Origin of the sequence: Halorubrum sp. Hd13 (genome assembly GCF_002252755.1) — an archaeon.
Taxonomy (GTDB): Archaea; Halobacteriota; Halobacteria; order Halobacteriales; family Haloferacaceae; genus Halorubrum.
Genome location: NZ_NHOY01000031.1, coordinates 1 through 26,378 on the forward strand (window position 1 = coordinate 1; position 26,378 = coordinate 26,378).

Annotated in this window: 32 protein-coding genes; 18 read left to right on the forward strand and 14 right to left on the reverse strand. The window is 71.2% G+C overall.

Annotated elements, in window-relative coordinates:
* Positions 1–66: 66 nt before the first annotated feature.
* Both DJ81_RS04140 and DJ81_RS04145 read left to right on the forward strand, forming a co-directional pair.
* Entirely contained in the window at positions 67–756 is a 690-nt protein-coding gene (locus DJ81_RS04140) for an HAD family hydrolase (RefSeq protein ID WP_094588614.1), read from the forward strand.
* 116 nt (positions 757–872) lie between these two features.
* Complete coding sequence (locus tag DJ81_RS04145; RefSeq protein WP_094588616.1) at positions 873–1,622, forward strand: hypothetical protein; 750 nt, start codon at positions 873–875, stop codon at positions 1,620–1,622.
* 22 nt (positions 1,623–1,644) lie between these two features.
* Here DJ81_RS04145 and DJ81_RS04150 read toward each other — a convergent pair whose 3' ends face one another.
* Positions 1,645–2,199, reverse strand: a complete 555-nt coding sequence (locus DJ81_RS04150; RefSeq protein ID WP_094524822.1) for a hypothetical protein — start codon at positions 2,197–2,199, stop codon at positions 1,645–1,647.
* 285 nt (positions 2,200–2,484) lie between these two features.
* Between DJ81_RS04150 and DJ81_RS04155 the strand changes: the two genes are divergently transcribed.
* Positions 2,485–3,249, forward strand: coding sequence for an aldo/keto reductase (locus DJ81_RS04155; protein ID WP_094588618.1), 765 nt, complete (start codon positions 2,485–2,487; stop codon positions 3,247–3,249).
* 104 nt (positions 3,250–3,353) lie between these two features.
* Positions 3,354–4,304, forward strand: coding sequence for a tetrahydrofolate dehydrogenase/cyclohydrolase catalytic domain-containing protein (locus DJ81_RS04160; protein ID WP_094588621.1), 951 nt, complete (start codon positions 3,354–3,356; stop codon positions 4,302–4,304).
* Positions 4,305–4,387: 83 nt separating this feature from the next.
* On the opposite strand, the gene DJ81_RS04165 is transcribed toward DJ81_RS04160, so the two are convergent.
* Both DJ81_RS04165 and DJ81_RS04170 read right to left on the reverse strand, forming a co-directional pair.
* Positions 4,388–4,945 (reverse strand): diadenylate cyclase, encoded by a 558-nt coding sequence (locus tag DJ81_RS04165; protein WP_094588623.1) that lies wholly within the window; start codon positions 4,943–4,945, stop codon positions 4,388–4,390.
* A gap of 180 nt (positions 4,946–5,125) precedes the next feature.
* A complete protein-coding gene (locus DJ81_RS04170; protein ID WP_094588625.1) occupies positions 5,126–6,607 on the reverse strand; it encodes a bifunctional UDP-sugar hydrolase/5'-nucleotidase in 1,482 nt (493 codons plus the stop codon).
* A 273-nt stretch (positions 6,608–6,880) separates the two neighbouring features.
* On the opposite strand from DJ81_RS04170, the gene rpl7ae reads away from it, so the two are divergent.
* From rpl7ae to ndk, 4 genes are read left to right on the forward strand one after another with little or no spacing between them, the layout of a single operon-like run.
* Positions 6,881–7,243 (forward strand): 50S ribosomal protein L7Ae, encoded by a 363-nt coding sequence (gene rpl7ae / locus DJ81_RS04175; protein WP_094524827.1) that lies wholly within the window; start codon positions 6,881–6,883, stop codon positions 7,241–7,243.
* Between the two features lie 6 nt (positions 7,244–7,249).
* The gene (locus DJ81_RS04180) at positions 7,250–7,474 is read left to right on the forward strand and encodes a 30S ribosomal protein S28e (protein ID WP_094524828.1); all 225 of its coding nucleotides are present in this window, start codon (positions 7,250–7,252) and stop codon (positions 7,472–7,474) included.
* Between the two features lie 3 nt (positions 7,475–7,477).
* Positions 7,478–7,666 carry a 50S ribosomal protein L24e gene (locus DJ81_RS04185; RefSeq protein ID WP_092565766.1) on the forward strand — a complete coding sequence of 63 codons (189 nt, stop codon included), beginning with the start codon at positions 7,478–7,480 and terminating at the stop codon, positions 7,664–7,666.
* Complete coding sequence (gene ndk, locus DJ81_RS04190; protein WP_094558689.1) at positions 7,667–8,146, forward strand: nucleoside-diphosphate kinase; 480 nt, start codon at positions 7,667–7,669, stop codon at positions 8,144–8,146.
* Positions 8,147–8,334: 188 nt separating this feature from the next.
* Here ndk and DJ81_RS04195 read toward each other — a convergent pair whose 3' ends face one another.
* The 3 genes from DJ81_RS04195 to DJ81_RS19765 all read right to left on the reverse strand — a co-directional run bounded on the left by DJ81_RS04195 (position 8,335) and on the right by DJ81_RS19765 (position 10,719).
* A complete protein-coding gene (locus DJ81_RS04195) occupies positions 8,335–9,621 on the reverse strand; it encodes a PQQ-binding-like beta-propeller repeat protein (protein ID WP_094588627.1) in 1,287 nt (428 codons plus the stop codon).
* Positions 9,622–9,788: 167 nt separating this feature from the next.
* A complete protein-coding gene (locus tag DJ81_RS04200) occupies positions 9,789–10,496 on the reverse strand; it encodes a carbonic anhydrase (RefSeq protein WP_094524831.1) in 708 nt (235 codons plus the stop codon).
* Between the two features lie 88 nt (positions 10,497–10,584).
* Positions 10,585–10,719: a hypothetical protein gene (locus tag DJ81_RS19765; RefSeq protein WP_254921710.1), complete on the reverse strand. Its 135-nt coding sequence runs from the start codon at positions 10,717–10,719 to the stop codon at positions 10,585–10,587.
* Between the two features lie 199 nt (positions 10,720–10,918).
* Between DJ81_RS19765 and DJ81_RS04205 the strand changes: the two genes are divergently transcribed.
* Both DJ81_RS04205 and eif1A read left to right on the forward strand, forming a co-directional pair.
* Positions 10,919–11,515 carry an AAA family ATPase gene (locus tag DJ81_RS04205; protein ID WP_094527928.1) on the forward strand — a complete coding sequence of 199 codons (597 nt, stop codon included), beginning with the start codon at positions 10,919–10,921 and terminating at the stop codon, positions 11,513–11,515.
* A gap of 125 nt (positions 11,516–11,640) precedes the next feature.
* Positions 11,641–11,925 (forward strand): translation initiation factor eIF-1A, encoded by a 285-nt coding sequence (gene eif1A / locus DJ81_RS04210; RefSeq protein ID WP_094524833.1) that lies wholly within the window; start codon positions 11,641–11,643, stop codon positions 11,923–11,925.
* 62 nt (positions 11,926–11,987) lie between these two features.
* On the opposite strand, the gene DJ81_RS04215 is transcribed toward eif1A, so the two are convergent.
* Entirely contained in the window at positions 11,988–12,569 is a 582-nt protein-coding gene (locus tag DJ81_RS04215) for a hypothetical protein (protein WP_094588629.1), read from the reverse strand.
* A 160-nt stretch (positions 12,570–12,729) separates the two neighbouring features.
* Here DJ81_RS04215 and DJ81_RS04220 point away from each other — a divergent pair, with 160 nt between their 5' ends.
* Positions 12,730–13,473 (forward strand): helix-turn-helix domain-containing protein, encoded by a 744-nt coding sequence (locus DJ81_RS04220; protein WP_094524835.1) that lies wholly within the window; start codon positions 12,730–12,732, stop codon positions 13,471–13,473.
* A 52-nt stretch (positions 13,474–13,525) separates the two neighbouring features.
* A complete protein-coding gene (locus DJ81_RS04225; RefSeq protein ID WP_094524836.1) occupies positions 13,526–13,717 on the forward strand; it encodes a hypothetical protein in 192 nt (63 codons plus the stop codon).
* A gap of 38 nt (positions 13,718–13,755) precedes the next feature.
* On the opposite strand, the gene DJ81_RS04230 is transcribed toward DJ81_RS04225, so the two are convergent.
* From DJ81_RS04230 to DJ81_RS04240, 3 genes are all read right to left on the reverse strand, one after another.
* Entirely contained in the window at positions 13,756–15,150 is a 1,395-nt protein-coding gene (locus DJ81_RS04230) for a M28 family peptidase (RefSeq protein ID WP_094588632.1), read from the reverse strand.
* A gap of 70 nt (positions 15,151–15,220) precedes the next feature.
* The gene (locus DJ81_RS04235; RefSeq protein ID WP_094588634.1) at positions 15,221–15,928 is read right to left on the reverse strand and encodes a DUF2270 domain-containing protein; all 708 of its coding nucleotides are present in this window, start codon (positions 15,926–15,928) and stop codon (positions 15,221–15,223) included.
* 106 nt (positions 15,929–16,034) lie between these two features.
* A complete protein-coding gene (locus tag DJ81_RS04240; RefSeq protein ID WP_094524838.1) occupies positions 16,035–16,370 on the reverse strand; it encodes a hypothetical protein in 336 nt (111 codons plus the stop codon).
* 143 nt (positions 16,371–16,513) lie between these two features.
* On the opposite strand from DJ81_RS04240, the gene DJ81_RS04245 reads away from it, so the two are divergent.
* Together DJ81_RS04245 and DJ81_RS04250 are read left to right on the forward strand one after the other, a co-directional pair.
* Positions 16,514–18,406, forward strand: coding sequence for an ATP-binding protein (locus DJ81_RS04245; RefSeq protein ID WP_094581084.1), 1,893 nt, complete (start codon positions 16,514–16,516; stop codon positions 18,404–18,406).
* Positions 18,407–18,490: 84 nt separating this feature from the next.
* A complete protein-coding gene (locus DJ81_RS04250) occupies positions 18,491–18,952 on the forward strand; it encodes a universal stress protein (RefSeq protein ID WP_094588636.1) in 462 nt (153 codons plus the stop codon).
* 58 nt (positions 18,953–19,010) lie between these two features.
* Here the strand turns inward: DJ81_RS04250 and DJ81_RS04255 are convergent, their stop codons facing one another.
* The gene (locus DJ81_RS04255; RefSeq protein WP_094524841.1) at positions 19,011–19,298 is read right to left on the reverse strand and encodes a transcriptional regulator; all 288 of its coding nucleotides are present in this window, start codon (positions 19,296–19,298) and stop codon (positions 19,011–19,013) included.
* 145 nt (positions 19,299–19,443) lie between these two features.
* Between DJ81_RS04255 and DJ81_RS04260 the strand changes: the two genes are divergently transcribed.
* Complete coding sequence (locus DJ81_RS04260; RefSeq protein WP_094588638.1) at positions 19,444–20,169, forward strand: DUF4013 domain-containing protein; 726 nt, start codon at positions 19,444–19,446, stop codon at positions 20,167–20,169.
* Between the two features lie 143 nt (positions 20,170–20,312).
* Here DJ81_RS04260 and DJ81_RS04265 read toward each other — a convergent pair whose 3' ends face one another.
* On the reverse strand, positions 20,313–20,789 hold the full coding sequence (locus DJ81_RS04265) for a 50S ribosomal protein L11 (RefSeq protein WP_094524843.1): 477 nt from the start codon (positions 20,787–20,789) through the stop codon (positions 20,313–20,315).
* A gap of 224 nt (positions 20,790–21,013) precedes the next feature.
* Here DJ81_RS04265 and DJ81_RS04270 point away from each other — a divergent pair, with 224 nt between their 5' ends.
* The 3 genes from DJ81_RS04270 to DJ81_RS04280 all read left to right on the forward strand — a co-directional run bounded on the left by DJ81_RS04270 (position 21,014) and on the right by DJ81_RS04280 (position 24,236).
* Complete coding sequence (locus DJ81_RS04270) at positions 21,014–21,997, forward strand: DUF6293 family protein (RefSeq protein ID WP_094524844.1); 984 nt, start codon at positions 21,014–21,016, stop codon at positions 21,995–21,997.
* A 396-nt stretch (positions 21,998–22,393) separates the two neighbouring features.
* Positions 22,394–23,824 (forward strand): 7,8-didemethyl-8-hydroxy-5-deazariboflavin synthase subunit CofH, encoded by a 1,431-nt coding sequence (gene cofH, locus DJ81_RS04275; protein WP_094588640.1) that lies wholly within the window; start codon positions 22,394–22,396, stop codon positions 23,822–23,824.
* Between the two features lie 94 nt (positions 23,825–23,918).
* Positions 23,919–24,236, forward strand: a complete 318-nt coding sequence (locus tag DJ81_RS04280; RefSeq protein ID WP_094525982.1) for a DUF2250 domain-containing protein — start codon at positions 23,919–23,921, stop codon at positions 24,234–24,236.
* Between the two features lie 36 nt (positions 24,237–24,272).
* On the opposite strand, the gene hmgA is transcribed toward DJ81_RS04280, so the two are convergent.
* Positions 24,273–25,496 carry a hydroxymethylglutaryl-CoA reductase (NADPH) gene (hmgA, locus tag DJ81_RS04285; RefSeq protein ID WP_094524848.1) on the reverse strand — a complete coding sequence of 408 codons (1,224 nt, stop codon included), beginning with the start codon at positions 25,494–25,496 and terminating at the stop codon, positions 24,273–24,275.
* A 67-nt stretch (positions 25,497–25,563) separates the two neighbouring features.
* A complete protein-coding gene (locus tag DJ81_RS04290) occupies positions 25,564–26,361 on the reverse strand; it encodes an inositol monophosphatase family protein (RefSeq protein WP_094588642.1) in 798 nt (265 codons plus the stop codon).
* Positions 26,362–26,378 lie beyond the last annotated feature (17 nt).

The following is a 26,378-nucleotide window of genomic DNA, read 5'->3' on the forward strand; positions in this document are numbered from 1 at the left end:
CTTAACTTAACATCACCGACCGGAACCGGTGAAAGCTTTTTGACGGCTACCCTCCGAGGGTGAGCCGTGTACGACGCCGTCGTCCTCGATAAGGACGGGGTGCTCGTCGGACGGACCCCGTTCAACACGCTCCGTGAGGCCGCCTGGGACGCGTTCGTGAGCCTCGGCGTCGAGGATCCCGACCTGGCCCACGTCGACGACGTCGCCGTCGGCGTCGACCCCGCGACGCTCACCGACATCTGCGAGCGCTACGGGATGGAGCCGGCGGAGTTCTGGCGCGTCCGCGACGAGACGGCCTCGAACGCCCAGATCGACGCGGCCCGAGCGGGGCGGAAGACGCCGTACGAGGACGTCGACGCGCTCCGCTACCTCGACGCCCCGCTCGGCGTGGTCTCCTCGAACCAGCAGGCGACCGTCGACGCCGTCCTCGACCACTTCGGTCTCGCCGGGCGGTTCGAGGTCGCGTACGGGCGCGAGCCGTCGATCGCCAGCCTCTCGCGGAAGAAGCCCTCGCCGTACTACCTCGAACGCGCCCTGGAGGACCTGGGCGCCGAGACGGCGCTGTTCGTCGGCGACAACGAGTCGGACGTGCGCGCCGCCGACAACGCCGGCATCGACTCCGCGTTCGTCCGGCGTCCGCACCGCCGTGCCGCGGAGCTCTCCTGCCAGCCGACGTACGAGATCGACGACCTCCACGACCTGGTGAGCATCTGCGGGCGGTCGCCGGTGGACGCGGCCGCGAGCGATCGATTTTAGCCGCCCGCGGCGCGGTCGAGAGTACCCACCCGTGACGCGGTCGAGAGTACCCACCCGTGACGCGGTCGAGGGGGTTCGTTCCTCGGACCGCAACCACTATTCAGACCGCGACCGAGATGCCGCCCGTGTCCTCGCCCTCCACGAGTCCGGACGCCGACGCCCGCCGCTCGGCCGTCCGGCCGATCGCGAAGCGGTACCGCCGCGCCGAGCGCGCCGTCAGCTGGCTCGTCGCCCTGTCGGTCGCCGGGGCGTTCCTCGCCGCGTTCGCGCTCGCCGATCTGCTTCCCGCGCTGGCGGTGGGCGCGGTTCTCCTCGTCGCGGTTCGGACTCCGTTCCTGCGTCGGCGCGGGACGACGAGGCTCCTGACCGACGCGTCCCCGGAAGCGGTGACCGAGGCGTTCGCGTCGGCGACGCCGCCGGTCCTCGCGTTCCAGTGGGCCGTCGCCGACGAGGTTCGCCCGACCTCGGACGGGGCGGGCGGGGCGTACGAGCACTCGTCGCTCGTCGGGCTCCGGACCTACTCGCTGGAGATAGCGACGGAGACGGAGGCGCACCCGGACGGGAATGCGACCGACGCGGACCCCGCTGACCCCGCGAGCGACGACGGCGTCGCTCCGGTCGCGCGCGTCCGGATCGAGGGGACCCTCGACGGGGCGCCGTGGGGCGCGTACGCGGTCTCGATCCGGGACGCGGCCGACGGGGCCCCGGGCGAGACGGTTGTCGACGTCGAGCTGCTCTCCCGGCGGCGGTTCGGGCTCCGCAGCGTTCCGCAGGCGCTGGTCGCGGACGCGTACTACGCCGACGCGGTCGCGGCGCAGGGGTACGCGGTCGCCGACCGCGACGTGTCGTTCGCGGTGTCTCGGTAGGACCGACCGGACGGCGGAGGCGTCACGCGAGGAGCTCGCTCTTCGGCGCGTCGACGACGGTCCGAGAGACCGCCTCGTCGTCTTCGACGCCCCGGAGGTCGACTCCGCGGAGGCGGAGCGCGACCGCGGCGTCGGCCCGCTCCGCGTCGTCGCGGGGTCGGACCGTCTCTGTCTCGCGCTCGCCGTCGCCGTCCTCGCTCCGGTGGACGATAGCGAGTTCGCCGTCGTCGAAGGCGACGTGTTCGACGTCTCGGTAAGAAACGGTCGTCGTCCGTTCGCGGGCCACCGACGCGGCGACGCCGCCGACCGCGGTGAGCAGACCGAGCAGGCCGATCGCCGTCTGCGCGGTCCCGCCGCCCGCGAGGAGCCACTCGGCCGCCGCGGGAACGATCGCCGCGAGAGCCGCGATCCCGCTCCAACCGCCGTCGCGGAGGGCCGACGGGAGGCGCCCGGAGACGAGTGCGCTTCCGGCCGCAGCGACGCTTCGAGCCACGCCGCGGCGGATCCGGAGCTCGCCGGGAGCGACGCGGACGGACCCGCGGGCCGTGGCGAACGACCACGTGCGCGAGCGGCTCATCGACCGCACCGCGTCGACCGTCGGTCGAGAGGGCGAGCGCCGTCGGTTCGGGAGCTCCGCTCGCGGCGAGAGGTCGGAGGCACCGCCGCTGGGCGGGGACGCAGTGGGACCGTTCGCATGGAGGGATACCGTTCACTGCGCCGGCGAGGCACTTATAACACGGAGCCGCGCCGGGTCGGCGTCGGTCGATCCCGACCCGAACTGGCTCCGGTCGTCTCTGCCTCGAATCGGTCGTCGAGCGCGGGAAGCCGGACGCTTTTTGACTCGGTCGGCCCTCGCAGCGTCATGGACCTCCCGCCCGTCGGTCTCGGTACGATGGGGATCGACGACCCGGACGCGGTCGCGACGGCGCTCTCGGTCGGCTACCGCCACCTCGACACCGCGCGGATCTACGACAACGAGGCGGCCGTCGGCGAGGGACTCGCCGCGAGCGAGGTCGCCCGAGACGAGGTGACCGTCGCCACGAAGCTGTGGATCGACGATCTCGCCCCCGACGAGGTCGGCCCGGCCGCCCGCGAGAGCGCGGACCGTCTCGGCGTCGAGGCGATCGACCTGCTGTACGTCCACCGACCCCGAGGAGCCTACGATCCCGAGGCGACGCTGCCCGCGCTCGATCGGCTGGTCGACGAGGGGCTCGTGCGGAACGTCGGCGTCTCGAACTTCGAGCCGGCCCAGTTGGACCGCGCGATCGACGTCCTCGACGCGCCGCTGGCGGCCCACCAGACCGAGCTCCACCCGCTGTTCTACCGGCCGGAACTCCTCTCGCACGCCCGCGAACGCGGCTACGACGTGGTCGCCTACTCGCCGCTGGCCGGCGGTCGGGTGCGCGAGGTCGACGCCGTCCGTTCGGTCGCGGCGGCGCACGACGCCGCGCCCGAGGCGGTCGCGATCGCGTGGGCGACCGCGAAGGAGCCGGTCGCCGCGATCCCGAAGGCGTCGAGCGAGGCCCACCTGCGCGCGAACCTCGCGGCCGCCGACCTCGACCTCGTTCCCGATGAGGTCGCCGCGATCGACGCGGTCGAGCGCGAGGAAGAGCTGTTCCCGGAGTAGCGTCAGCCCGATCGATCCATATTTGTGTATAATATATCCCGAGAGAACACCGAGATCGGCACGATCCCGCGTCACTTTTGTACCGCCTCGCTCTCGATCTGAACATGACCGAGAGCGCGAACGGCGCGGGCGGCGACGCACCCGGCGACGACGACCCGGACGCGACGACGATCATCGACGGGGAGTCCGTCGCGGCCGACGTGCGCGCCGACGTGGCCGCGCACGTCGAGACGCTGGCGGACGCCGGCGTGACGCCCGGGCTCGCCACCGTTCTGATGAGCGACGACCCCGCGAGCGAGACGTACGTCTCGATGAAACAGCGCGACTGCGAGGAGGTCGGCATCGAGAGCGTCCACGTCGAGATCGACGCCGACGCGCCCGCCGACGAGCTGTACGAGACCATCGACGACCTCAACGACCGCGACGACGTCCACGGCATCCTGGTCCAGCTACCCGTCCCAGACCACGTCGACAAGCGGAGCGTCCTCCGGCGGATCGCCCCCGAGAAGGACGTGGACGGCTTCCACCCGGAGAACGTCGGGCGGCTCGTCGCCGGCGACGCCCGGTTTAAACCCTGTACGCCACACGGCGTCCAGAAGCTCCTCGCGGCGTACGACGTGGAGACCGAGGGCGCGGACGCGGTCGTCGTCGGCCGGTCGGACATCGTCGGGAAGCCGATGGCGAACCTCCTGATCCAGAAGAGCCCGGTCGGGAACGCGACCACGACGGTCTGTCACTCCCGGACCGAGGACCTGGAGGGGAAGCTCGCGGCCGCCGACATCGTGATCGCGGCCGCCGGGATGTCCGAGTTCGTCGACGGCTCGATGCTCAAGCCCGGTGCGACCGTGATCGACGTCGGGATAAATCGGGTCGAGGCGGAGACGGAGAAGGGGTACGAGCTCGTCGGCGACGTGGACTACGAGTCGGCGACGGAGGTCGCGGGCGCGATCACGCCGGTCCCCGGCGGCGTCGGGCCGATGACGCGGGCGATGCTCCTTCACAACACGGTGAAGGCGGCGGGGATCCAGTCCGACGTCGCGATCGACCTCGATTAGGCGGAACGGCGACGGACGCGCTCAGTCCCGCCGAAACGTCCCGGTCGTCGCACGACGCGGTCGTCGCTCGTCGGGGCGTCCGCCTACGTCTCGGGCCGCCACCGTCCCCCGATCTCGTCGCGGGGATAGTCCTGATACGTGCCGTCCAGAAACGTGGTGACGCGCCCGTCCTCCTCGCTGAGCGTGACCCCCCAGAGGACGTCGTCGCGGAGCGACGTCTCCAGGGCGCTCATGTGTTTGGTCCCCATCCAGTCGGGGAACTCGAGGTCCTCGACGTTCTCGACCTCGCCCCGGTAGGGGTTCCGGACGCGCACCATCTGACGCTGAATCGTGCCGTCGCCGGTCACGATGACGGCGCCGTCTCGGCTGAACGCCACGTCCCGAGCGACCTTCGTGAACACGTCGCGCGACTCGGTGACGACGCGGCAGCGGTCGACCGGCCACTCGTTGTCGCCGAGGGGGTCGGTGTAGTCTGCGAAGTTCACCTCCGCGACGATGAGGATGTAGAGACTGGGACCGCTCACGTACTGTTCGCCCCACTTATCGAACTCCATGCTCAGCGACTCGGCGGTGTACCTGATGTGATCCATCAGGCTCTGGCTCGTCGCGTACTTCTGGAGCACCTGGTCAAGCGCGTTCATCTGATATATGTACACACGCAACAAACCGTATTAAAGCCTCTCAGAGGCTCGGCCGATCCCAACGGAGCAATGTGACGCCGCTCTCACCGCTTCGCGCCTCGATTCGACGCTCGCGCCGCCGGCCGCGCAGTCGATGTCGGCCGCGCAGTCGATGTCGGCCGCGCAGTCGATGTCGGCCGCTCAGTCGTCGTCGCCGGCGGCCGCGCGGTTCCGAATCTCGATGCGGCCCTCGATCTCGGGGTCGATCCCGTGTTCGCGGGCGTAGGCGGCGAGCACCTCGTACTGGATGTCGGCCTCGTCGATCCGGTGTCGCTGCCCGAGCGTCGGGAACTCGTGTTCGGAGTGGAGCAGGTACTCCGAGACGGCGACGGTGTAGCGACGCTCCGGGTCGATCGGCTCGCCGCCGACGGTCGCCTCCAGGACGAGCTCGGCGTCGGCGTCCCAGACGACCTCGGCGTTCGAGACGTGTCCGTGCCACCAGTCGTCCTCGCCGAAATCGACGTCGGGCGCGGCCATCTCGCGGAACACGTCGTGCAGCTCCGCGCCGGTGACCGAGGCGAGCGCCACGGGCTCCTCGAACGGGATCAGGCTGATGAGGTCGGCCTTCGTCACCTCGCCCGCCCACGGGTCGCCCTGCCGGAGCCCGCCGGCGTTCGAGAGCCCCACGTCGGCGTCGTGGGCCCAGCGGAACGCGTCGGCGACGAAGTTGCCGACGCGGCACTCGCCGCCGTGGACAACCTCGCCCGTGCGCTCAATCGGCCGGTCGACGACGTCGAAGGCCTCCGAGAGGTCGGCCGCGGCCATCCGCTCCGCGAGGGCGTCTTCGAGGCCCGGCGCCGGATCGGCGCCGTCGGGCTCGTGGAGCGTCGCGGTCGGGACGGGAGTTCCGGCGTCGTTCGCCGCGGCGTCGCCCGACCCGTCGGCCATCGCGTCGCTCGGAGCGCGTCCGCCGAACTCCACCTCGGCCACCGTCTCGCCGTTGACGCCGGGGCGGACGATCCGGGTACCGGCGACGACGTCGTTCCGGCGGCTGTGGACGTGGCCGCCGAGGATCGCGTCCACGTCCAGCGCCCGCGCGAGGTCGTCGTCGCCCGCGCCGAGATGGGAGAGGACCACGGCGTGATCGAGCGCGTCGGCGTCGGTCCCGCTCGCCCCCTCGGCGACCGCGGCCCGCATCTCGGCGAGGGCGTCGCGCGCGGCGGCGACCGGGTCGTCGAATGAGAGCTCGGCGGCCATCGGGTTCAGCGAGTCGGTGGCGGGGTCGGTGACGCCGACGAACCCGACCGCGGCTCCGTCGACCTCGCGGACCGCCCACGGGACGACGCCCTCGTCGCGGCCGAACGGCTCGCCCGCCTCGTCGCGGACGTTCCCGGAGACGAACGTCGCCGGCGCGTCGGCGACGAGCCCGCGGAGCGCGTCCGGGCCGTAGTCGAACTCGTGGTTGCCGAACGTGTCGAGCTGAGTGCCCGTGGCCCGGTAGAAGTCGAGGACTTGCCGCCCGCTCGCGACCAGCGACAGGACGCCCGGCGCGGTCGTGTCGCCGGTGGCGACGACCGCGGCGTCGGGGCCCGAGAGCGCCCGGATCCGGCCGGCGAGGCGAGCCGCCCGCTCGGGGGCGTCGAAGACGTTCTCGATGTCGGAGTAGTGAACGAGACGGACCATGCGATGTCAGACGGGAGGGGCGAGCGACGCTTAAAAAACGCGGAGTCCGGCGCGGGCGGCGCCTCGGGTTCGGCACGGCCGACTCCCGACTCCGGGGAGCCGATTCCCGCCCCGTGACTCCCGCTCGCACACGCGAGGGACATTGAAAGCGCTTTTATGGACGTCCGGACTACGTCGGGTCACAGCCTCTGTGGGGTTGATGATGTGCCGTTCCGTTAGGGACCGACCACGGGACGGACACGCGAGCCCGCACGGAGGATAGGTGAACAACATATGCCCGTTTACGTAGACTACGAAACCCCAGCCGACCTCGCCGAGCGATCGCTCGAGGCGCTCGAGGTCGCTCGAGACACAGGCACCGTGAAGAAAGGAACCAACGAGACCACCAAGGCCGTCGAGCGCGGCAACGCCGACCTCGTCATCGTCGCGGAGGACGTCTCCCCCGAGGAGATCGTCATGCACCTCCCCGAGCTCGCCGACGAGAAGGGGATCCCGGTCGTCTTCGTCGACACCCAGGACGACGTCGGTCACGCCGCGGGCCTCGAGGTCGGATCGGCCGCCGCCGCCGTCGTGGACGCCGGCGACGCCGACGACGACGTCGAGGACATCGCCGAGAAGGTCGCGGAGCTCCGATAACCACCCATGAGCGCAGAAGAGGGTATCGACGACTCGACCACCGCCGAGGTGATCGAGGTCGTCGGCAAGACCGGGATGCACGGCGAGGCCATGCAGGTCAAATGCCGCATCCAGGAGGGATCGAACCAGGGCCGGATCATCACCCGGAACGTCCTGGGCCCCGTCCGCATGGGCGACGTGCTCCAGCTCCGGGAGACCCAGCGCGACGCCGACTCCATCGGAGGCCGATAACCAATGGTCGAGACACGCACCTGCGACTACACCGGCGAGGAGATCGAGCCCGGCACGGGCACGATGTACGTCAAGAAGGACGGACAGATCCTCCACTTCGTCGACTCGAAGGCGGAGAAGAACTACTTCCTCGGCCGCGAGGCGCGCGACCTCGAGTGGACCGAGGAAGGGCGCGACCACGGTGGCGAGTAGATGAGCCACCACGACGAGCGCACCTTCGTGATGGTGAAGCCCGACGGCGTCCAGCGCGGTCTCATCGGCGAGATCGTCTCCCGCTTCGAGGAGCGTGGCCTGAAGCTCGTCGGCGGCAAGTTCATGCGCATCGACGAGGCGCTCGCCCACGAGCACTACGGCGAGCACGAGGACAAGCCGTTCTTCGACGGTCTCGTCGAGTTCATCACCTCCGGCCCCGTCTTCGCGATGGTGTGGGAGGGAGCCGACGCGACCCGACAGGTCCGCGCGATGGTCGGCGAGACCGATCCCGCCGAGTCCGCCCCGGGCACGATCCGTGGCGACTTCGGGCTCGACCTCGGCCACAACGTGATCCACGCGTCGGACCACGAGGACGAGGGCGCGAACGAGCGCGAGATCGACCTGTTCTTCGACGAGGACGAGCTCGTCGACTACGGCCTCGACACCGCCGCGTGGGTGTACGAGGACGAATCGCACTAACGGCGCACGAAGCCCGGCTTTCCGCTTTTCGACGCCTCCGAGGAAACGCGAGCGGTCGCTCCGTCGACACACCGCGTTTCCGGTGAACAATCGTCAACGTTCCCGCGGAGTCGTGCGGTTCTCTCGCCGCTGACGGTTATAAACTCTCGCGGCGAGCTCCCAGTCGAAGTCGGAGGGCGAACGGCCGCTCAGTCGTCGAGCGCCACGACGCGCCCGTCATCGGTGACGACGAGCACCTCGTCGGTCCCGTCGCCGGTCGCGTCGGCGAACAGCGGTCCCGCGTACACCACGGCCCCGCCCACGTCGCCCTGCGCGATCGCCTCGCCGTTGGCGTTCAACACGAGCACCTCTCCCCCGCGGTTCACCGCGACCGGCCCGGGGTCGCCGGTTCCGCGGACGTCGGCGACGCCGGGGGCGTTCACCCGGGTCTCGCCGCCGTACTGCTGTTTCCAGGCGACCTCGCCGTCGCGGAGGTCGACCGCCCAGACGCTGCCGGCGCCGCCGACGTAGATCCGGCCGGGGCCGGCGTCACCGACCGTGACGGGGAGGTCTTGGAGCCCGACCTCGAACCGCCCGGAGCCGTCGGCGAGGTCGACCGTCTGGAGGTTCCCGCTCGTTCCGCCGAGCGCGAGCACCGGCCCGTCCGGCGCGTCGACCGCGGTCCACGTCAGCGGCGTGACGGCCGGCGTCGCGGTCCAGCGCTCGTCGCCGCTCGCGTCGAGCAGGCGGATCGTCGCCCCGTCGTCTCCGACCGTCGCGACGGCGACGCCTCGGGGCGCCTCGCCGCCGTCCTCTGTCTCGAAGTCGGCGATCAGCGGGCGGCGGTCGATCCCCCCGTCGACCGTCGTCTCGAAGACGGGGTCGCCGTCGGCGTCGACGGTCACGACGGCGCCGTCGGTCGCGGCCGCGGCGACCTCGGCGTCGCCGTCGGCGTCGACGTCGCCGACCGCGGGCCGGGTCGCGCCCGAGCCGCCGACGTCGACGGCGAACCGGGTCGAGCCGTCCGTCGCGTCGAGGACGACGAGCGAGCCCGACTCCGTCGTGAACGCGACGACCGAGTCGCCGCCGAGCGTGTCGGAGACGAGGCCGCTGATGCCGGGCGGGCCGCCGCCGGTCCCCGAGCCTGCGCCGCCGCCGGAGTCGTCGTCCTCACCGGAGTCGTCGTCCCCGCCGGCGGCGTCCCCCGTCGCGATCGCGGAGAGCGGCGTCCGCCACGCGACGTCGCCGCCGACCGCGGTCGCGCCGACGACTCGCTCCCCGTCTGCGGTCGTCGACTGGACGACGATCGGGTCGCCGTCCATCGTGGCGACGACGGCGCCGCTCCCGTCGTCGCCGCCGACGGGCTCGGTCTCCCACACGACCTCGGCGTCGACCGCACCGTCGTCGATCCCGACGAACGCGAACAGCGCGACGCCGACGCCGGTCGCGCCGCCGGCCAAGAGAATCAGCGTCGCGAACAGAACGCGGCGGTCCATTGCCGACACGTTCGGGCGTCGCGGGCATACGGCTGTCGGATGCGGCGGGCGACGATGTCGCGGACGACGGGGCGGACGGTTCGAGTCACGGCGACGACGGGGCGGACGGTTCGAGTCACGGCGACGACGGGGCGGACGGTTCGAGTCACGGGCGAGTCACGGGCGGGCTACAGCAGTGTGGTGACGTTGTCGGCGTGGTCCGCGCCCACGAGCTCTCGGAGGGCGTCGGGGTCGCGCTCGCCGTTCGCGTTCACGAGGTAGACGGCGCCGTCGCGGTCGCCGTACGCCCGGTGGAAGTCGTACGCGAAGCCGTACACGTCGACGTCGGCGGCGGCCTCGGTCTCGCGGGCGGCCGCGACCTGCTCGTGGACGTTGTACTCGACGAGGCGGTTGCGGAGGCTCGCGGCGGTGCCGGCGCCGTCGTCCGCGGCCGCGCGGTCCTCGCCGACCTCGGCGATCCCCGCCTCGACGATCGGAACGAGCTCCGCCACGTCCGCCCGGACGCCCGGCTCCTCGGGGACGGCGCCGTCGCGGACCGCCGCGAGGGCGGCGCCGACCGCGCCGCACCCGGTGTGGCCGACGACCGCGAGCACGTCCGTGTCCGTGTGAGCGAGCGGGTAGGCGACGCTCCCCGAGAGCACGCGCTCGCCGTCGACGACGTCGCTCACGCGGTTTCCGATGTTGCCCGCGGTGAAGAGGAACCCCGGTCGATCGACCGACCACATCCCCTCCTGTGAGACGCGCGAGTCGGAACAGCAGACGGAGACGACGGGCGGTCGCTGCCCGTCGCGTCGGGCGGCGAGCTCGCCGGCGGCGGCGGACTCGACGTGGTCGTCGTTTCCGTCGAGGAGCTCGGCGAGGAGTTCGCGGCTCATAATCAGCAACTCCCGGTGGGCGTTCAAAAAGGGGCCGGACCGAAGCGGGACGGACCCAAAAGGGCAGGGCCGGGACGAGCCGACCGGGTCAGATCACGAACCCGACGATCTGAAACAGGAATCCGAGGACGAACACCGCGATCAACGCGACCGTCGCGACCACGACGGCCGGTGCGAGTGTCTCCTCGTTCTGGTCGAGGACGAGGCTTTCCATGTCTCTCATACGAGTCGCCTCGTCGCCGCGGGGTTTGAACGCTTCGCTCGCGTCCCGGGGCGGGCGTCTCCGCCGGCCGAATCGCCGTCGAATCGGCACCGCGACGAGCCTCCCGCCGTCGAAGAGAACTTTCTTTTACCTCTCGCCGGACCGTACTGGTGGATGAGCGACGGAGCGCGACAACTCGCCGGACCGAGCGGAGGTGTCGATGTCGAACCGTGACGCGGTCGACGGCGGGGACACCGCCGGCGCGTTTGCCGGCCGGGGCGGCGATGAGACGGGCGACGCCGAGGCCGGCGCCCTCGCGGTCGTCTGCGGGCTTCCGGGCGTCGGCAAGACGACGGTCGCCGAGCGGATCGCCGCTCACGTCGACGGCGAGATCCTCCGCACGGACGTGATCCGGAAGGAGCTGTTCGGGGACCCGGACTACTCCGACGCGGAGACCGAGGCGGTGTACGCGGAGCTGATCGACCGGGCCCGCGAGCGCGCCGCCGACGGCGACGCCGTCGTGCTCGACGCCACGTTCGCCGACGCCCGCTTCCGCGCCGATGTCCGGGAGATGGGCGAACGAGCGGCCGAATCGTTCGACCTCGTGGAGGTCGAGTGCGACGAGTCGGTCGTCGAGCGTCGGATCGAGCGCCGCGACGGGATCAGCGACGCCGACTTCGACGTCTACCTCCATTTCAAGGATGTCTTCGATCGGATCGAGACGGCCCACGTGACCGTCGACAACTCGGGCGCGGAGGCGGAGACGTTCGCGCAGGTCGACGCGGCGTTCGGCGCCGAGCCGGGTGGCGGCGAGTGAGCGGCGGGGACGACGGCGCCGCCACCGCCGGGAGTCCCTCCACCTCGACTCGTGCTAGCGATTCGCACGGCGAACGCACACACGCGTCTCCCATCACTTATACCGACGAACGCACTACGGACTGTATGAGCGAAGAATCCGGGCGTCGGAACCTCCGAATGCCCTCGGACGACGAAGTGTTCGCCGTAGTGACCGAGCACCTCGGCGGGAACCACGTCCGCCTGCGGTGCGTCGACGGCGAGACGCGACTGGGCCGGATCCCCGGCCGCATGAAGTACCGGACGTGGATCAGCGAGGGCGACGTCGTGCTCGCGGAGCCGTGGTCCTGGCAGGACGAGAAGGCGAACGTCGAGTGGCGATACGAGGACGACGAGGCGGACCAGCTGCGGCGCGAAGGACACATCCAGTAGTCGTTTTCGAGCGGCCAGTGGCCGCGTTCGTCCCCGTTCCCGCCCAGCGGGTAGCGACCCGGTCAGGCGAACAGGAGGACGATCACGGCCACGAACAGGAGCTCGCCGCCGACGAGGAGGACCGCGACCAGCCAGTAGCGGTAGGTCCAGAGCCACTCGGCGGCCCGGTTCCACCGCTCCGAGAGCCGACCCGCTTCGGCGGCGTCGCTCTCGGTCCCGCCGCGCCCCCCGACGTACGCCTCGTCGAGGCGCCAGCCCCCGTCCGGGTCGTACGTCGCGGGGACCCGCGTCCCGACCACCTCGTCGACGTCCAGCGGCGAGACGCCAGCGGCGTCGAGGAAGGAGAGGAACGCCTCGGACTCGGCGAGCGACCCGTTCCGAGGCGCCGAGAAGCGTTCGACGTGGGTCGCCCCCCCGTGAGGCGGTCGGAGCTCGACCACGACGCGGCGATCCGTCGACCGCACCGCGGTCACGACGAGGACGCTCTCCTCGTCGTTGAGATACGCCTCTCGGAGGCGACGCTGCACCTCGTCGTCGACGGCGTCCGTCGCGTCCAGTGAGTCGTCGACCGACTCCGTTACCTCGCCGTTCGCGTCGATCGACGACTCGGCCGCTCGCCCGTCCTCGGCGGGGTCGTCGGGCATTCGATCGGTGGTTGGCGACGCGCGCTCATAAGCCCGTGGCAGCCGCGGGCGAGACCGCCCCCGCGGGCGCCGACACACCCGCGAGACCGCCCCCGCGGGCGCCGACACACCCGCGAGACCGTCCCGGAAACCGTTTGAACGTCGGCGCCCACACAGTGGTATGCGCGAAGTGACGCTCCTGATCCGCCACCGCGGCGGGCCGGAGTCCGAGGTGAGCACTCGCCACCCGGAGGTGACGATGCGGTCCGTCTCGTCGATGACCGGCCGGGGGACCGAGCGGAAGCGGATCGTGGAGCTCCGCGGGCCGACAGAGGATATCGAGTCGTTCATCGACGAGTTCCGCGCGGCCGACGCCGTCGTCGAGGCGGAGCCGCTGTCGCCGGTCACCGGCAACCACGCGTACGTCGCGGTCGTGGTCGACAGCGAGGGCTGGGAGGGTATCAGAGGCCGGCTCTCGGAGATGGGGATCCACTACCGAACGGGGACGACAATCACCGCCGGAATCGAGCGCTGGACGGTGTACATCGAGGCGGACGACGACCTCGCCGCGATGATCCGCGAGCTGGAACGCGGCGACAACGACGTCGAGCTCGCGCGCAACGTCGAGATGGGGTCGATCGAGCGACCGCCGGGACTGCCGGCCTCGGGCATCCTCGACGGGCTCACCCCGAGACAGCGGGAGGTGCTCTCGACGGCCATCGCGGTCGGCTACTACGACCACGGGAGCGGCGTGGGCGTCGAGGACGTCGGCGACGAGCTCGGACTCGGATCCACGACGGTGTGGGAGCACCTCTCACGGGCGGAGTCGACGGTGATGAACGCCCTCTTCAACCGGTTCGAGGGGCAGACCGAGTCGGACCGGAGCGAGCGGTCGACGGCGGGGGAATCGCCGGAAGACGAGTGACCAGATCGGCGTCCGAACAACGCTTTTGTAGCTACGGCGTTCAGCGACGGGTATGACAGAGGGTTCGGTGTCCGTTCCTGTCGAGCAGTACGAGCGGCTCGCGGCGCTCGCGGCCGCCCGCGGCGTGACGCCCGAGGCCCAGCTCGCCCGCCTGATCGACGACGCCTACGAGGGGCTCGACGGCGACGCGGAGCCGCCGGAGTCGCTCCCGCTCGGGGTCTGCGACGCGGACGAAGAGGAGTAGAGCGATAGCGGCCGCGGTCGCTCGCGGGGCCGCGAGCGTCACTCGTCGTACGGCCAGCGACCGCCGGTCTTCAGCTCCGTGACGTAGCCGTCGGCGATCGACTCCCGGATCGCCGCCCGAGACCGGTGCGCGACCTCGTCGCCGCCGGCCGCGCCGCCGCCGTCCGTGGCGAAGCGGTACGTCGCTTCGGCGACCAGCGTCGCCACCTCTCGGAGGTCGCGCGGGTCGAGCTTGTCGAGCGTGTCGGCGTGGGTGTGGCCCCACCCCCGTCCCGACCGCTCCGACGTCGTCGACGCCATCACCGCCGGGATCCCCTCCTGCACGAACGCCCACTGATCGCCGTGCGGCGAGACCGTCTCGCCGGTCGTGATGGGGGCGTCGAACGCCTCGGCCACCGACCCGAACACCGCTCCCATCCCGTCGAAGCCGTTCGTTCCGACGCGGAGGTTCCGGGAGTTACAGGCGCCGTCGAGGTTGACCATGCAGGCGATCTCGTCGCGCGGCGTCGTCTCGGCCGCGTGGTACGCGCCCCACAGGCCGATCTCCTCCGCGCCGAACGTGACGACGCGAACGCGGGTGTCGAGGTCGCTCTCGACGGACGCGAGCAGGCGGCCGACCTCGGCGACGAGCGCCGACCCCGCGCCGTTGTCGTTCGCGCCGTCGCTCACGTCGTGGGCGTCGACGTGGGCGGTGAGGAACACCGCCTCGTCGGTGTCGGGCCCGACGTCGGCGACGGCGTTGACCGAGGTCGTCGGCTCGTTCCGGCAGTCGACTTCGATCGACACCTCGGGCGCGTCGGGGACGTCGCCGCCGCCGTCGCCGGCCTCGGCGGCGAGGCGCGCCAGCCGCTCGCCCACCTCCTTCGAAACGCCGACCGCGGGGATCGGCCCCGGTCGGTTGTGGTAGCCGACCTCGCCGGTGGGCGGGAGCGCCCCCTCGACGTGGTTTCGGAAGACGAAGCCGACCGCGCCGCGCTCGGCGGCGGTGACGTACTTCTCCATCCGGTGGATCCACCGGTCGTGCGTCTCCGGCGTCCGCGAGGAGGCCATCGCGACCGCGCCGTCGAGGGCGTCGCCAGCCGCCGCGAACTCCTCGTCGGTCCCGTCCCCGACGTCGACGAGGGGGGCGTTCGCCTCGCCGGCCGGCGTCCCGGGGAGCGCGATGACCTCGTGAGAGCGCTCGTGTCGGCGCTCGACGGGACCCGAGAGCTCGATCGCGGAGTCGCCCCGCCACCAGCCGGGGATCTCGAACTCGTCGAGCCCGGCGTTCCGGAGCCCGGCGTCCTCGAAGGCGGCGACGACCCGCTCCGCGCCGCGCCGCTCGCCGACCGACCCCGCCATCCGGTTCCCGATGTCAGTCAGGTCCGTGAGGAGGTCCCAGCCGAAGTCGCTCGTGCGCGCGTCGCCGACGACGCGGTCCGGTAGCGCTGTCATACGACCCGGTTAGACCGAGGGCGAAAAGGGGTTGCGGGAAGCGGAACCGCGGGCCGCGGTCACGACCGGCTCACTTCCACTCCTCGGCGTCGTCCGTGGACCCGAGTTCGCCCTTCGCCCGCCTCGGTGGCCGGCGCATCGTCAGCGCCAGCACGGCGAGATAGAAGCAGCCGACGACCGCGATCACGAGCGCGCCCGGAATCGCGCCGACCGCCGCGGTCGCGACGACGCCGTTCCCGGACGACGTGAACACCGTGAGCCGAACGAGCCACGCGGCGATGAGAACGGTGAGGAGCGGGGCGTACAGCCGACGGAGACGCCGCGACATCGCCTCGACGCTGGGCGTCTTGATCGTCGGCTCACGGAGATCCTCGCTGAGGAGCTTCCGCCAGTTCGACTGCTTGACGCCCTCAGGGTCGAGCGCGTTCGCGAACACGTTCTCCTCTAAGAGCCGCACCCGTGACCGCCAGACGTCGAACATGCGGTAGCGGCGCGTCTCGATGCCGAGGAAGACGCTGAGCATCACGAGTCCGATGAGCAGCACGTAGTGGGGGCGCGACTCGTTGGAGAAGGTCCACGTGAGCAGCGACGCCGTCAGCACGACCGCCCAGTTGGTCGTGCGGTCGATGCGGGTCCGCCACGAGCTCGTCCGCCCGAGCTCGCCGCGGTAGGTGTGGCCCATGAGCGAGAGGAGGTCGGAGCGGTCGCCGGCGGCCTCGGCGGCCACCTCGCGCTCTTCGCGCGACCCGGAATCGAAGTCCTCTGGCGGTTCAGACATACCGTCTGTACCGGGTCTGAACGGGTAAAACCCGCCGGACAGCGGGACCGATCTGAGGGGAGAGGGGGCCGCGAATTTGCGGGCGAAAGGCGGTCCCGACGACGCCTCAGGCCGGGTCGGCCTTCGTCGTCTCGACCGCCACGTCGTCGGGGTCGACGCCGATCCGGGCGAACTGCGTGCGGACGTGCTCCTCGGCCGCGTCGAGCGCCGCCGACTTGGTGTCGAACCCGCGGGGCATCGGCTCCTCGAAGGCGACCCGGATCTCCTCGCCGTCGACGGTGAGCGCCGAGCCGCCGCTCTCGACCTGGTAGAAGGAGTCGCACACCCAGACGTAGGGGGCGTCCTCGTCGGGCGCGCCCTTGTACGTCGGCGGGTCCTCGCCGCGCTCGAACACCGTCCCGGTGAGGTCGGTCCCGCCGCCGCTGCCGCGAACCAGTATCATACCGACGATAGGGCCCCGACGCGGAAAAGGGGCCCGAGACGGGCGCGAGACGCCCGAGACGCCGGCGGCACCCGCGACGCTCGCGACGGCCCGTGCGACCCGGAGGGGGAAACGCTTTCGGCGTGGCGGCCGCTGATTCGCCCATGACGCTGGAGGACTTCACCGAGTTCACCGACGACGAGGGCGACGGCGGGGGCGACGCCGGCTCGCCCGCCGACCGCGACACCGACGACGCGCCCGGAGCGGAGGGAGCGGCTTCGGAAGGCGCGGCGACCGGCGACGGCGGTCGCGCGGTGTCCTCGGGGACCGAGGGCGACGAGGCGGACGACGACGGGTTCGCCGCGTACGACGTGGAGCCGGCGGGCGAGGACGCCGGGCTCGGAGTCGTCTCCGTCTCGCAGGGGCTCCGCGTCGCCGAGGAGGCCGAGGAGACGACGCTGCGGGCGTTCGTCACGACCGGGAACCGCGAGTCGGTCCGGCTCGGAAAGTACCTCCTCGTCCCGTACCCGGACGGCGAGCGGCTGTTCTGTCGGATCACGGGGCTGGAGTACGCGCAGGAGTTCCGCTCGGACGACGCCACCGAGATCCACGCCCGCCGCCAGATGCGCCGCGACGACTTCGCGGAGCGCGACTACAAGTTCATGGCCGAGCTGGAGCCGATGTCCGTCGTGTACGGCGAGGGCGACGACATGAAGCGGCGGATGACCGACCGGGTGCCGAAGCCGGGCGCGGTCGTCGAGGAGGCCTCCGACGACGCCGAGATCAAGACCGGCCTGAAGATCCCCGAGGACGGCGTCTTCCTCGGTCACCTCTCCGTCGGCGGCGAGAAGGTCCGGACGGCGGCGGAGCCTCCGACCGTCGACTACCGGGTGAAGGACGACTACACTGACGGCGACCCGCTCGCGTTCCGGCACACTCTCGTCGCCGGGGGGACCGGGTCGGGGAAGACCCACGCCTCGAAGAACGTCCTCCGGCAGTACCTCGACTCGGACCGCACCTACCCGACCGGCGACGGCCGGGAGTCGCGGATGGCGGTCGTCCAGTTCGACCCGCAGGACGAGTACGCGCAGATGCACGACGACAACCCCGACCTCGACGCCGACTTCGCCCGGCGGTTGGACCGGGAGGGGATCGCGCACGGCGGCCACGACGACGCGGTCGCGCTGGTGCCCCGGGTCGCGAACGCGACGTATCCCGGCGAGGGGCACCGCGCCGAGCGCGTGGAGTTCACCATCCCGTTCTCGCTCGCGCGGGACATGCCGTGGCTCGTCGCCGGCTCCGGGCTCAACGACAACCAGTACCCGGCCCTGCTGACCCTCCTCAATCGCTTCTTCGGCGACTACGGCGACTCGGGCACGTACAGCCAGTTCCTCTCGTACCTCGACGACCCGGCGCTGAAAGCGGAGCTCGACGAGAGCGGCCGAGTCCACGAGGCGACGTTCGACGCCGTGAAACGCCGGGTCCGGGCGGTCCCCGGCGGCGTGTTCGACCAGGACGCGAAGCCGATCACGGAGTTGGACCACACCCTCGTCCGGCCCGGCGGCCTCTCCGTGGTGCCGACGTACCACCTGCCGACCTCCCGGCAGAAGGAGATCGTCGTGCTCGCGGTCGCGGGGCTCCTCGTCGACGATAAGCTCTCGAACGACCCGGACAGCGACCGGATCGAGGAGACGCCGCTCCTCATCGGCATGGACGAGGCGCACAACTTCCTCGCGGACGCCGACAACGTGCAGGCCCGGAAGGTCGTCCAGAAGTTCACGGAGGCCGCCAAACAGGGCCGCAAGGAGCGTCTCGGTCTCTTCCTGATCACGCAGGACCCGCAGGACGTCGCGGAGTCGGTGTTCAAACAGGTGAACACGAAGATCGTGTTGAACCTCGGCGACGAGGACGCCATCAACAGCGTCAACATCCCCTCGAACCTCGCCGGCAAGGTCCCGTACATGGAGAAGGGGCAGATGGTGGTGTACTCGCCGGACAACTCGGAGCCGGTGGAGCTGATCGGGCTCTCGAAGTGCGTGACGCGCCACGGCGAGTAGGCGAACGGGTAGTCGGGTCGACCCGTTTTCACGCGACCGGATCCGCCGTCGCCCTTTTTCAGGACCGGCCGAGAAGCGTCGCCTATGACCAAACGGATCCTGGTGGCGGTCGACGGCTCGGACGAGGCGACCGAGGCGCTTCGGTTCGCGGCCACGGAGTGGCCGGACGCCGAGCTGACGGCGCTTCACGTGATCAACCCGGCGGACTCGACCACCGGCGCCGAGGGCGGGTTCCCGGGCGCGGTCGACCAGTGGTACGACAGCGCCAGGGGCCGGGGAGAGCGGATCCTCCGCGAGTCATCCGAGGCGGTGGACCGCGATATCGACACCAGACTGGAGGTGGGCCGGCCGACCGCGACGATCCTCGGGGTCGCCGGCGGCGAGGCCGCCGTCGGCGACGAGAACGGGACGGAGGGCACCGGCGAGCCGTACGATCACGTCGTACTCGCAAGCCAGGGCCGGACCGGGATCTCTCGGATCCTCCTCGGGAGCGTCGCCGAGGGGGTCGTCCGCCGCGCCGACGTGCCGGTGACGGTCGTGCGGTAGCGGGACGCGATCCCCTCGCAGCGGGCGTCCGGCTACTCGGACGAGTACGCCGGCGCTCTCAGTTCTCGACCCGGTCGGCCTCGACGATCTCGCCGACGACGGTCCAGCCCTCCTCGTCGGGGCCGGATCGGCCGAGCAGCACCGACTCGTGGTCCTCGGCGGTGATCAGCCGGAACTCGGCGTCGCCGTCGGCGTCGGTGCGGACGCCCTCGCCGCGGAACTCCCGCTGGAAGAACTCGGTCGAGGAGAACTCGAAGACGCCGGTCTCGCCGTCGTCGAGGGTAAGCCTGACCGGGCGCGGCTGCACGTTGTGGATCCGCTTCGCGATCGGATGGAGATCGGGCATGGTCTCGGGTCGGCCCGGTGGGGGAATAAAACCGCGGTCCGCGGCACGTCCGCCCCGAAACCGGACTGACCGAGCGCGACCCGACGACGGTCGCGGGACCGTACGTGCTTATCATGTCATAGAGCGTAAACTAATCCGATACCCAATGATATCCGCCTCACTCGACTACCTGCGCGACGGCGACGACGCCGTCGTCACCGTCCTGATCGGCGGCGTGCTCCTGCTCGCGAGCCCGCTCATCGTGCCGTCCATCCTCGTGCTCGGCTACGTCTCCCGAGTCCTGCGGCTGACGGCGGACGGCGACGACGAGCCCCCGGTCTTCGACGAGTGGGGCGACCTGCTCGTCGAGGGAGCGAAGGCGTTCGCGGTCACGCTCGTCTACTCGCTGGTGCCGCTCGCCGTGTTCGCCGTCGCCGCCGTGGTGACCGTCGGCGCGTTCGTCGTGGTGCCCGGCGGCGGCGGGTCCGGCACCTTCCTCGGGAGCTTCGTCGCCGGCGTCCTCGTGTTAGTCATCGGGATCGCCGGGCTCGCCGTCTCGCTCGTCGGTCTCTACGTGACCCCCGCGGCGCTGGCCGCCGTCGCCGACTCCGGGCGGCTCGGAGACGGGTTCGCGGTCGGGACGCTCTGGACCGTGGTCTCGAAGCGGGCGTACGCGACCGGCTGGCTCACCGCCGCCGCGGTCGTCCTCGCCGGCGCGCTCGCTATCGGCGTGCTCTCGGTGGTTCCGGTCCTCGGGACGATCGCGGGGCTGTTCGTCCAGTTCTACGCGCTCGTCGCCGCGGCCGCCGTCATCGGCTGGACGTGGGCCGACGTGCGGCCCGTCTCGGCCGAACCGGCGGAGTCGGAGCCCGCGGAGCGGCCCGCGGTGTAGGCGACTTCGACGCTGAACGAACGCATCAAAAGCAGTCGACGCTGAACGAACGCATCAAAAGCAGTCGACGCTGAACAAACGCATCAAAAGCAGTCGACGCTGAACGAACGCATCAAAAGCAGTGAAAATCGGCGACCGCCGCGTTACTCGTCGAGAACGTCGTCGTAGTCGCCGGCGTCGACGCGGTCGTCGAACGTCCGGGCGTCCTCGCCCTCGATGGTGACGCCGAGGGAGGCGCAGGTACCGCCGACCTCCTTGGCGGCGTTTTTCACGTCGTACGAGAGCAGGTCGGTCGACTTCTGCTCGGCGACCTTCTTCACCTGTTCGATCGACATGTCCGCGACGAAGTCCGTCTGGGGCTCGCCGGAGCCCGTCTCGAACCCGGCCTCGTCTTTGATCAGCTCGGCCGTCGGCGGGACGCCGACCTCGATCGTGAACGAGCCGTCGTCGTCGTACTCGACGGTGACGGGGACTTCCATCCCGTCGAACGCGGCGGTTTCGTCGTTGATCTGCGCCACGACGTCCTGTACGTCCACCGGCGTCGGCCCGAGCTCGGGACCGAGCGGCGGGCCGGGGTTGGCCTGCCCGCCGGGGACGAGCGCTTCGATAGTTCCAGCCATGTCCGTACGAACCCGGCGATGACTTTTAACGGTTGTTCTTTCGGGTAGCGGGAGCCAGCGGTTCGCATACCTCGGAAATCGAGCGGTCGCGGCCGGCGAGTCCGGGAGTCGCGGGCGGGGTCGAATCGGGCGAGGACCCCGGACGCGGTCGCCGGGCGAAGGCCCGGACACGGTCGCCGTCGGTGGTTGGTGGTTTATATAAACGGCAGCGTTACGACTCCCGTATGGGTACCCACATCGTTCCGGTCGGCTTCGACTACGACCGCATGATCGCCCCGCTCATCCGGGACCAGTTCGACGTCGACCGGGTGATCCTGTTGGAGGGGACGGTCGGTAGCGAGGCCAACGTCGAGTACTCGCGGAACATCGCCCGGAAGCTGGAACAGGACTTCCAGAGCCTGCTCGGCGCCGAGACCGTCCGCGAGCGCCTGACCGACGTGTACGACTACGACGCCGCCTTCGAGCGCGCCTTCGACCTGATCAACGCGGAACTCGACCGCGACGGCACCGGAGAGGAGGGGAGCGGGACCGGGGGCGAGGACGCCGCGGACCCCCCGGCGGAGCGCGAGGTGTGGGTGAACCTCTGTTCGATGCCCCGGCCGGTCTCGTTCGCGTTCGCGACCGCGGCCCACTCGATCATGGTCGAGCGGCAGGACGACCGCGACCGGATCCACACCTACTACACCGCCCCGGAGAAGTACCTCGAGACCGAACTCGCGGAGGAGCTCCGCGCGAACCGCGACCTCCTGCGCGAGCTGGTCGAGAGCGACGCGGTCGACGGCGACGCGATCGACGACGGCCGCGTCGCCGACCGGCTCGACACGACGACGGACCTGTTAGAGGAGTTCGACGAGCGCGGCACCACGATCGGCGCGAAGCGCATCGGCGACAGCCACGTGATCGAGCTCCCCGTGGCCTCCTTCCAGAACGTCAAGCCGTTCGAGGAGCTCGTCCTGTTCACCCTCGGCGAGCACGGCGAGTTCGCCTCCGTCTCGGAGCTGGCGGAGACGCTCGCGGCCGACCTCAACGAGGAGTACACCGACTCGTTCCGCTCGAAGGTGATCTACAACGTCGACCGGCTCGGTCCCGGCGGGAAGGGGTACATCGAGCAGGAGGAGCGCGGGAAGTCCTACCGCACGACGCTCTCGCGGATCGGACAGCTCTGGGTCCGGGCGCACGCCGACGAGGACCGAGAGCTGGCGCGATAACTCGGGAGTACTGCGAGCGTGGCTCGAATCCGACTGTTTACTCGTGAATCGTTGCCGACGCGGTGAACACCTCCAAAGCCCCAGCCGACGAGGCAGGCCATTTGAGTCCCACCCGACCGCGCCAAACCGCACCTCACGCCTCCCCAGCCTCGCGGCTCCCTTCGGTCGCCGCGTTCCTCGCGCTCGGTTCGCGCCCGCCGGGCGCTCACCGGAGCGCGCCGCCGCGGTCGTTTAAGTAGGAAACGCGGTGTTCCTCGTCGGTTTATAAGCGACGTCGCCAGCGGCGGTTCGACGCTCAATCTCTGCCGTGCTCCGCACACGCGGCCCGCATCACGGTTCTGAGAGGGGGTGCCGTTACCGTCTCGTTTTTATCCGTGGGGCGGGGACGATCACCTCATGACTTCGGCGCGGGACCGCGACGCCGACGCCGCCGACGCGGAGGCCCTCGACCGGGACGACTTCGGGTTCGCCGAGCCCGCCACCGGGCAGTCGTTCGGGAACGCACTGGCGAAGGCCCGCGACGGGACGCGGCTCACGGTCGACGACGCGACCGAACTGCTCGCGACCGGCACCGACCGGGACGGGATCGACCCGGTCCGGAAGGAGGCCGTCCTCGAGGCCGCCGACCGCCGCCGCCGCGAGGACGTGGGCGACGAGGTGACGTTCGTCGCCAACCTCAACAACAACGTCACGACCGCCTGCAACACGGGCTGCCTGTTCTGCAACTTCAAGGACTCCGCGCACGCCTTCGAGGCCGACAGCGACGCGGACCACGCCGGCTTCACGAAGCCCCCCGCCGAGTCCCGCCGGATCGTCGAGGACGCCCTCGAGATGGGGATCTACGAGGTGTGCTCCGTCTCCGGGCTCCACCCCGCGCTGGCGCTGAACGAGGAGCACCACGAGGTCCTCGCCGGGTACGACGACCCCGAGAGCGCGGTGAACTACAAGCCGCCGGAGCGGTACGCGACCGACCCGGGCACCTACACCGAGCAGATCGAGGCGATGTCCGTCGGCGGGGTCCACCTCCACTCGATGACGCCGGAGGAGGCGTACCACGCCGCCCGCGGCACCGACTGGGAGTACGAGGCGGTGTACCGCGAGCTGGCGGCCGCGGGGCTCGACTCCGCGCCCGGCACCGCCGCGGAGATCCTCGTCGACGAGGTGCGCGACGTGATCTGCCCCGGAAAGATCCGGACCGACGACTGGGTGGCGGCGATGGAGGGCGCGACCGCGGCCGGGCTCGACGTCACCTCGACGATGATGTACGGCCACGTGGAGACGGTCGCGCACCGCGCGGAGCACCTGAAGGTGGTCCGCGACCTCCAGGACCGCACCGGCGGAATCACGGAGTTCGTCCCGCTCTCCTTTATCCACCAGAACACCCCCCTCTACCGCCACGGCGTCGTCGACTCCGGCCCCTCGCGCGACGAGGACGAACTCGTGGTGGCGGTCGCGCGCCTCTTCCTCGACAACGTCGACCACGTGCAGGCCTCGTGGGTGAAGTCGGGCGACGCCCACGGCCTGAAGCTGCTCAACTGCGGCGCGGACGACTTCATGGGCACCATCCTCTCGGAGGAGATCACCAAGCGAGCCGGCGGCGAGTACGGCGAGTACCGGTCGTTCGACGACTACGTCGAGATGATCACGGCGATCGGTCGCACCCCGGTCGAGCGCTCCACCGACTACCGCACGCGTCGCCGTATCGACCCCGACGACGGTCCGCACGGCCCGCGGCTCGGCCCGCGGGCCGACGGCTCTCCGATGCTGCCGAACCGGTCGCCCGACGGTCCGGGCCCGGGCGGCGAGTCGACCGAGGCCGACGACTGAGGCGGGGCGCCGCTCGCCCCGCGGTCTCACCGCCTCCCAGCGCGCTGGAATCACCCGAATACTCTTTACAATGGTACACGTTAGCATGCATAAGATGCCCGCGTCAGACGTACCAGCCGCCGGTTCGGAAAGCGACGCCCCGGACGAAGACGGGGACGCCGACCCGGACCGTCCGAGGGTCGCGCTCACGCGAACCGACGAGCGAGTGCTCGCGTACCTGGACGACGCGGGGACAGACTACCCGGCGTTCGTCGCGAGCAACACGGGGCTGTACGCGGACCACGTGGAGTCGCGGCTGGACGCGCTCGAAGCGGGCGGGCTCGTGGAGCGGGTCACCGGCGAAGCGGTGTACCGGATCACCGACTACGGCCGCGACGCGCTCCGCGACGACTGCGCGCCGTGGTCGGACTGAGCCCCTTTCGAGAACCGTTGCGGCGACGAGAGCGACCTACCGCCCGAGGTCGGCGTGCGCCGAGGAGAGGTGTCTGGAGCCGAGCGCCGCCAGCAGCGAGAGCTCCCCCGCGAGCGCGCCGACGGCGATCGCCTCCGCGAGCGCGTCCCCGTTGCTCCCGGCGGGGTCGCCGCCGCCGCGGACGCCGAGCACGTCGAGCCCGGCGGCCTGCGTCGGCAGCTTCGTGCCGCCGCCGACGGTGCCGACCTCGAGGCTCGCCAGCGACACGGAGCAGTAGAGGTCTCCCTCGGGCGTCGCCTCCGCGGTCGTGATCGCGTTCGCGCCCTCGACCACCTGCGCCTCGTCCTGCCCGGTCGCGAGGAACATCGCCGCGACCGCGTTGGCGACGTGGGCGTTGAAGCCGAGCCCGCCCGCCTTGGCGGAGCCGACGAGGTTCTTCCGGGTGTTGATCTCGGCGACCGCCTCGGGGGTGGTGTGGAGCCGCTCCTCGACGACCTCGCGGGGCACCTCGACGTCGGCGCTCACCGACCGGCCGCGACCCTCGACCGCGTTGATCGCGGCGGGCTTCTTGTCCGAGCAGAGGTTCCCGGAGAGCGCGACGAGCGCGGCGTCCGTCTCCGCCTCGACGACGTCGCAGGCCTCCCGCGTCGCGATGGTGGCCATGTTCATCCCCATCGCGTCCTTCGTGTCGTAGCGGAACCGCAGGAAGACGTTGTTACCGACGACGTACGGCGTCACGTCGAGCAGCTCGCCGTGGCTCGTCGTCGACTCCGCGGCCGCCCGCAGCGACGCCTCGTTGTCGCGGACCCACGCGACGAGCGCCTCCGCCTCGGCGACGTCGCCGACGCGGAAGACGGGCGCGCGGGTCATCCCGCTCTTCGTCACCCGCGCGGTCGCGCCCCCGGCGTCGTTGACGACCGAGCAGCCGCGGTTGATCGAGGCGACGAGCGCGCCCTCCGTGGTCGCCAGCGGGAGGTAGCGCTCGCCCGCGAACGCGCCGCCGTCGACCGAGACCGGGCCGGCGACGCCCAGCGGCACCTGCACGGCGCCGATCATGTTCTCGATGTTCGAGCCGTGCGCGTCGGCGGCGTCGAAGGCGTACTCGCCCAGCACGTCGACGTCGGCGTCCGCGGTCTCGGCGACGAGTCGCCTGCGGGCCGCCGCGGCGACGTCGGCGTCGGCGTGCTCTTCGAGCTCGTGGAACCGGACCTCGCCGTCGCGGACGCGCGCCGCGAGCGACGCGGGGGTGGCGTCGGTCATGTCCGCGACTCCTCGCGGCGCGTGCTAATGGTTGTCGGTTTCCGGGGTCACCGATTCGCCTCCGGGCTCAGCGGTCGGCCTCGTCCAGCGCCGCCCACAGCTCGTCGAGCGTCGCCTCGTCGGCCGCGGCGACGTACAGGTCTCCCTCGCGCCGGACCGCGGCGCCCGCCTCGGTCGCCAGCAGCTCCGTGACGGCCTGCTCCTCCTCGTCCGGATGGAACTGCACGAGCCCTTGGAGCCGACCGCGGGCCAGCAGCCCCGAGTGGACCGTCGGCGCCCAGCTGTCGAGCACGCGCTTGACGCGGTCGTCAAGCGCGCCTCGGATCGCGTCGACCTCGGCCGCGAGCGCCGGGTCGCGGGGCACGTCCCGGCCGACGATCACCGCGACCGTGGCGCCCGCCACGTCGCTCCCGGGGCCCGCCGCGGCCCGCGCGTCGGCGGCCGTGACGCGGTCGCCGCCGTACCGGACTCCCTCGCCCGAGCGCGCGACGTACGTCTCGCCCGTCGCGGGCTGGTGGAGCGCCGCGACGAGCGGCGACCCTTCGCGGAGGACCGCGACCGAGGACGCGAACGTCGGCAGGCCCGCGGCGAAGTCGTTGGTGCCGTCGAGGGGGTCGACGATCCACCGGTACGGCCCGTCGCCGGGGAACTCGCCGGCCTCCTCGGCGAACACCGCGTGGTCCGGGAACGCCTCGCGCACGACGGGGAGCATCCGCGATTCGGCCGCCACGTCGGCCGCCGCCTTCACGTCGTGGGCCCCGTACTCGGCCTCGGCGTCGCCGTCTCGGTACCGGGCGCGCAGCTCCGCGCCGCCGGCGAGGACGGCCGCCCGCGCGACCGCCTCGATCTGGTCGTGATCGGTCACGCGGCCGGATTCGACGG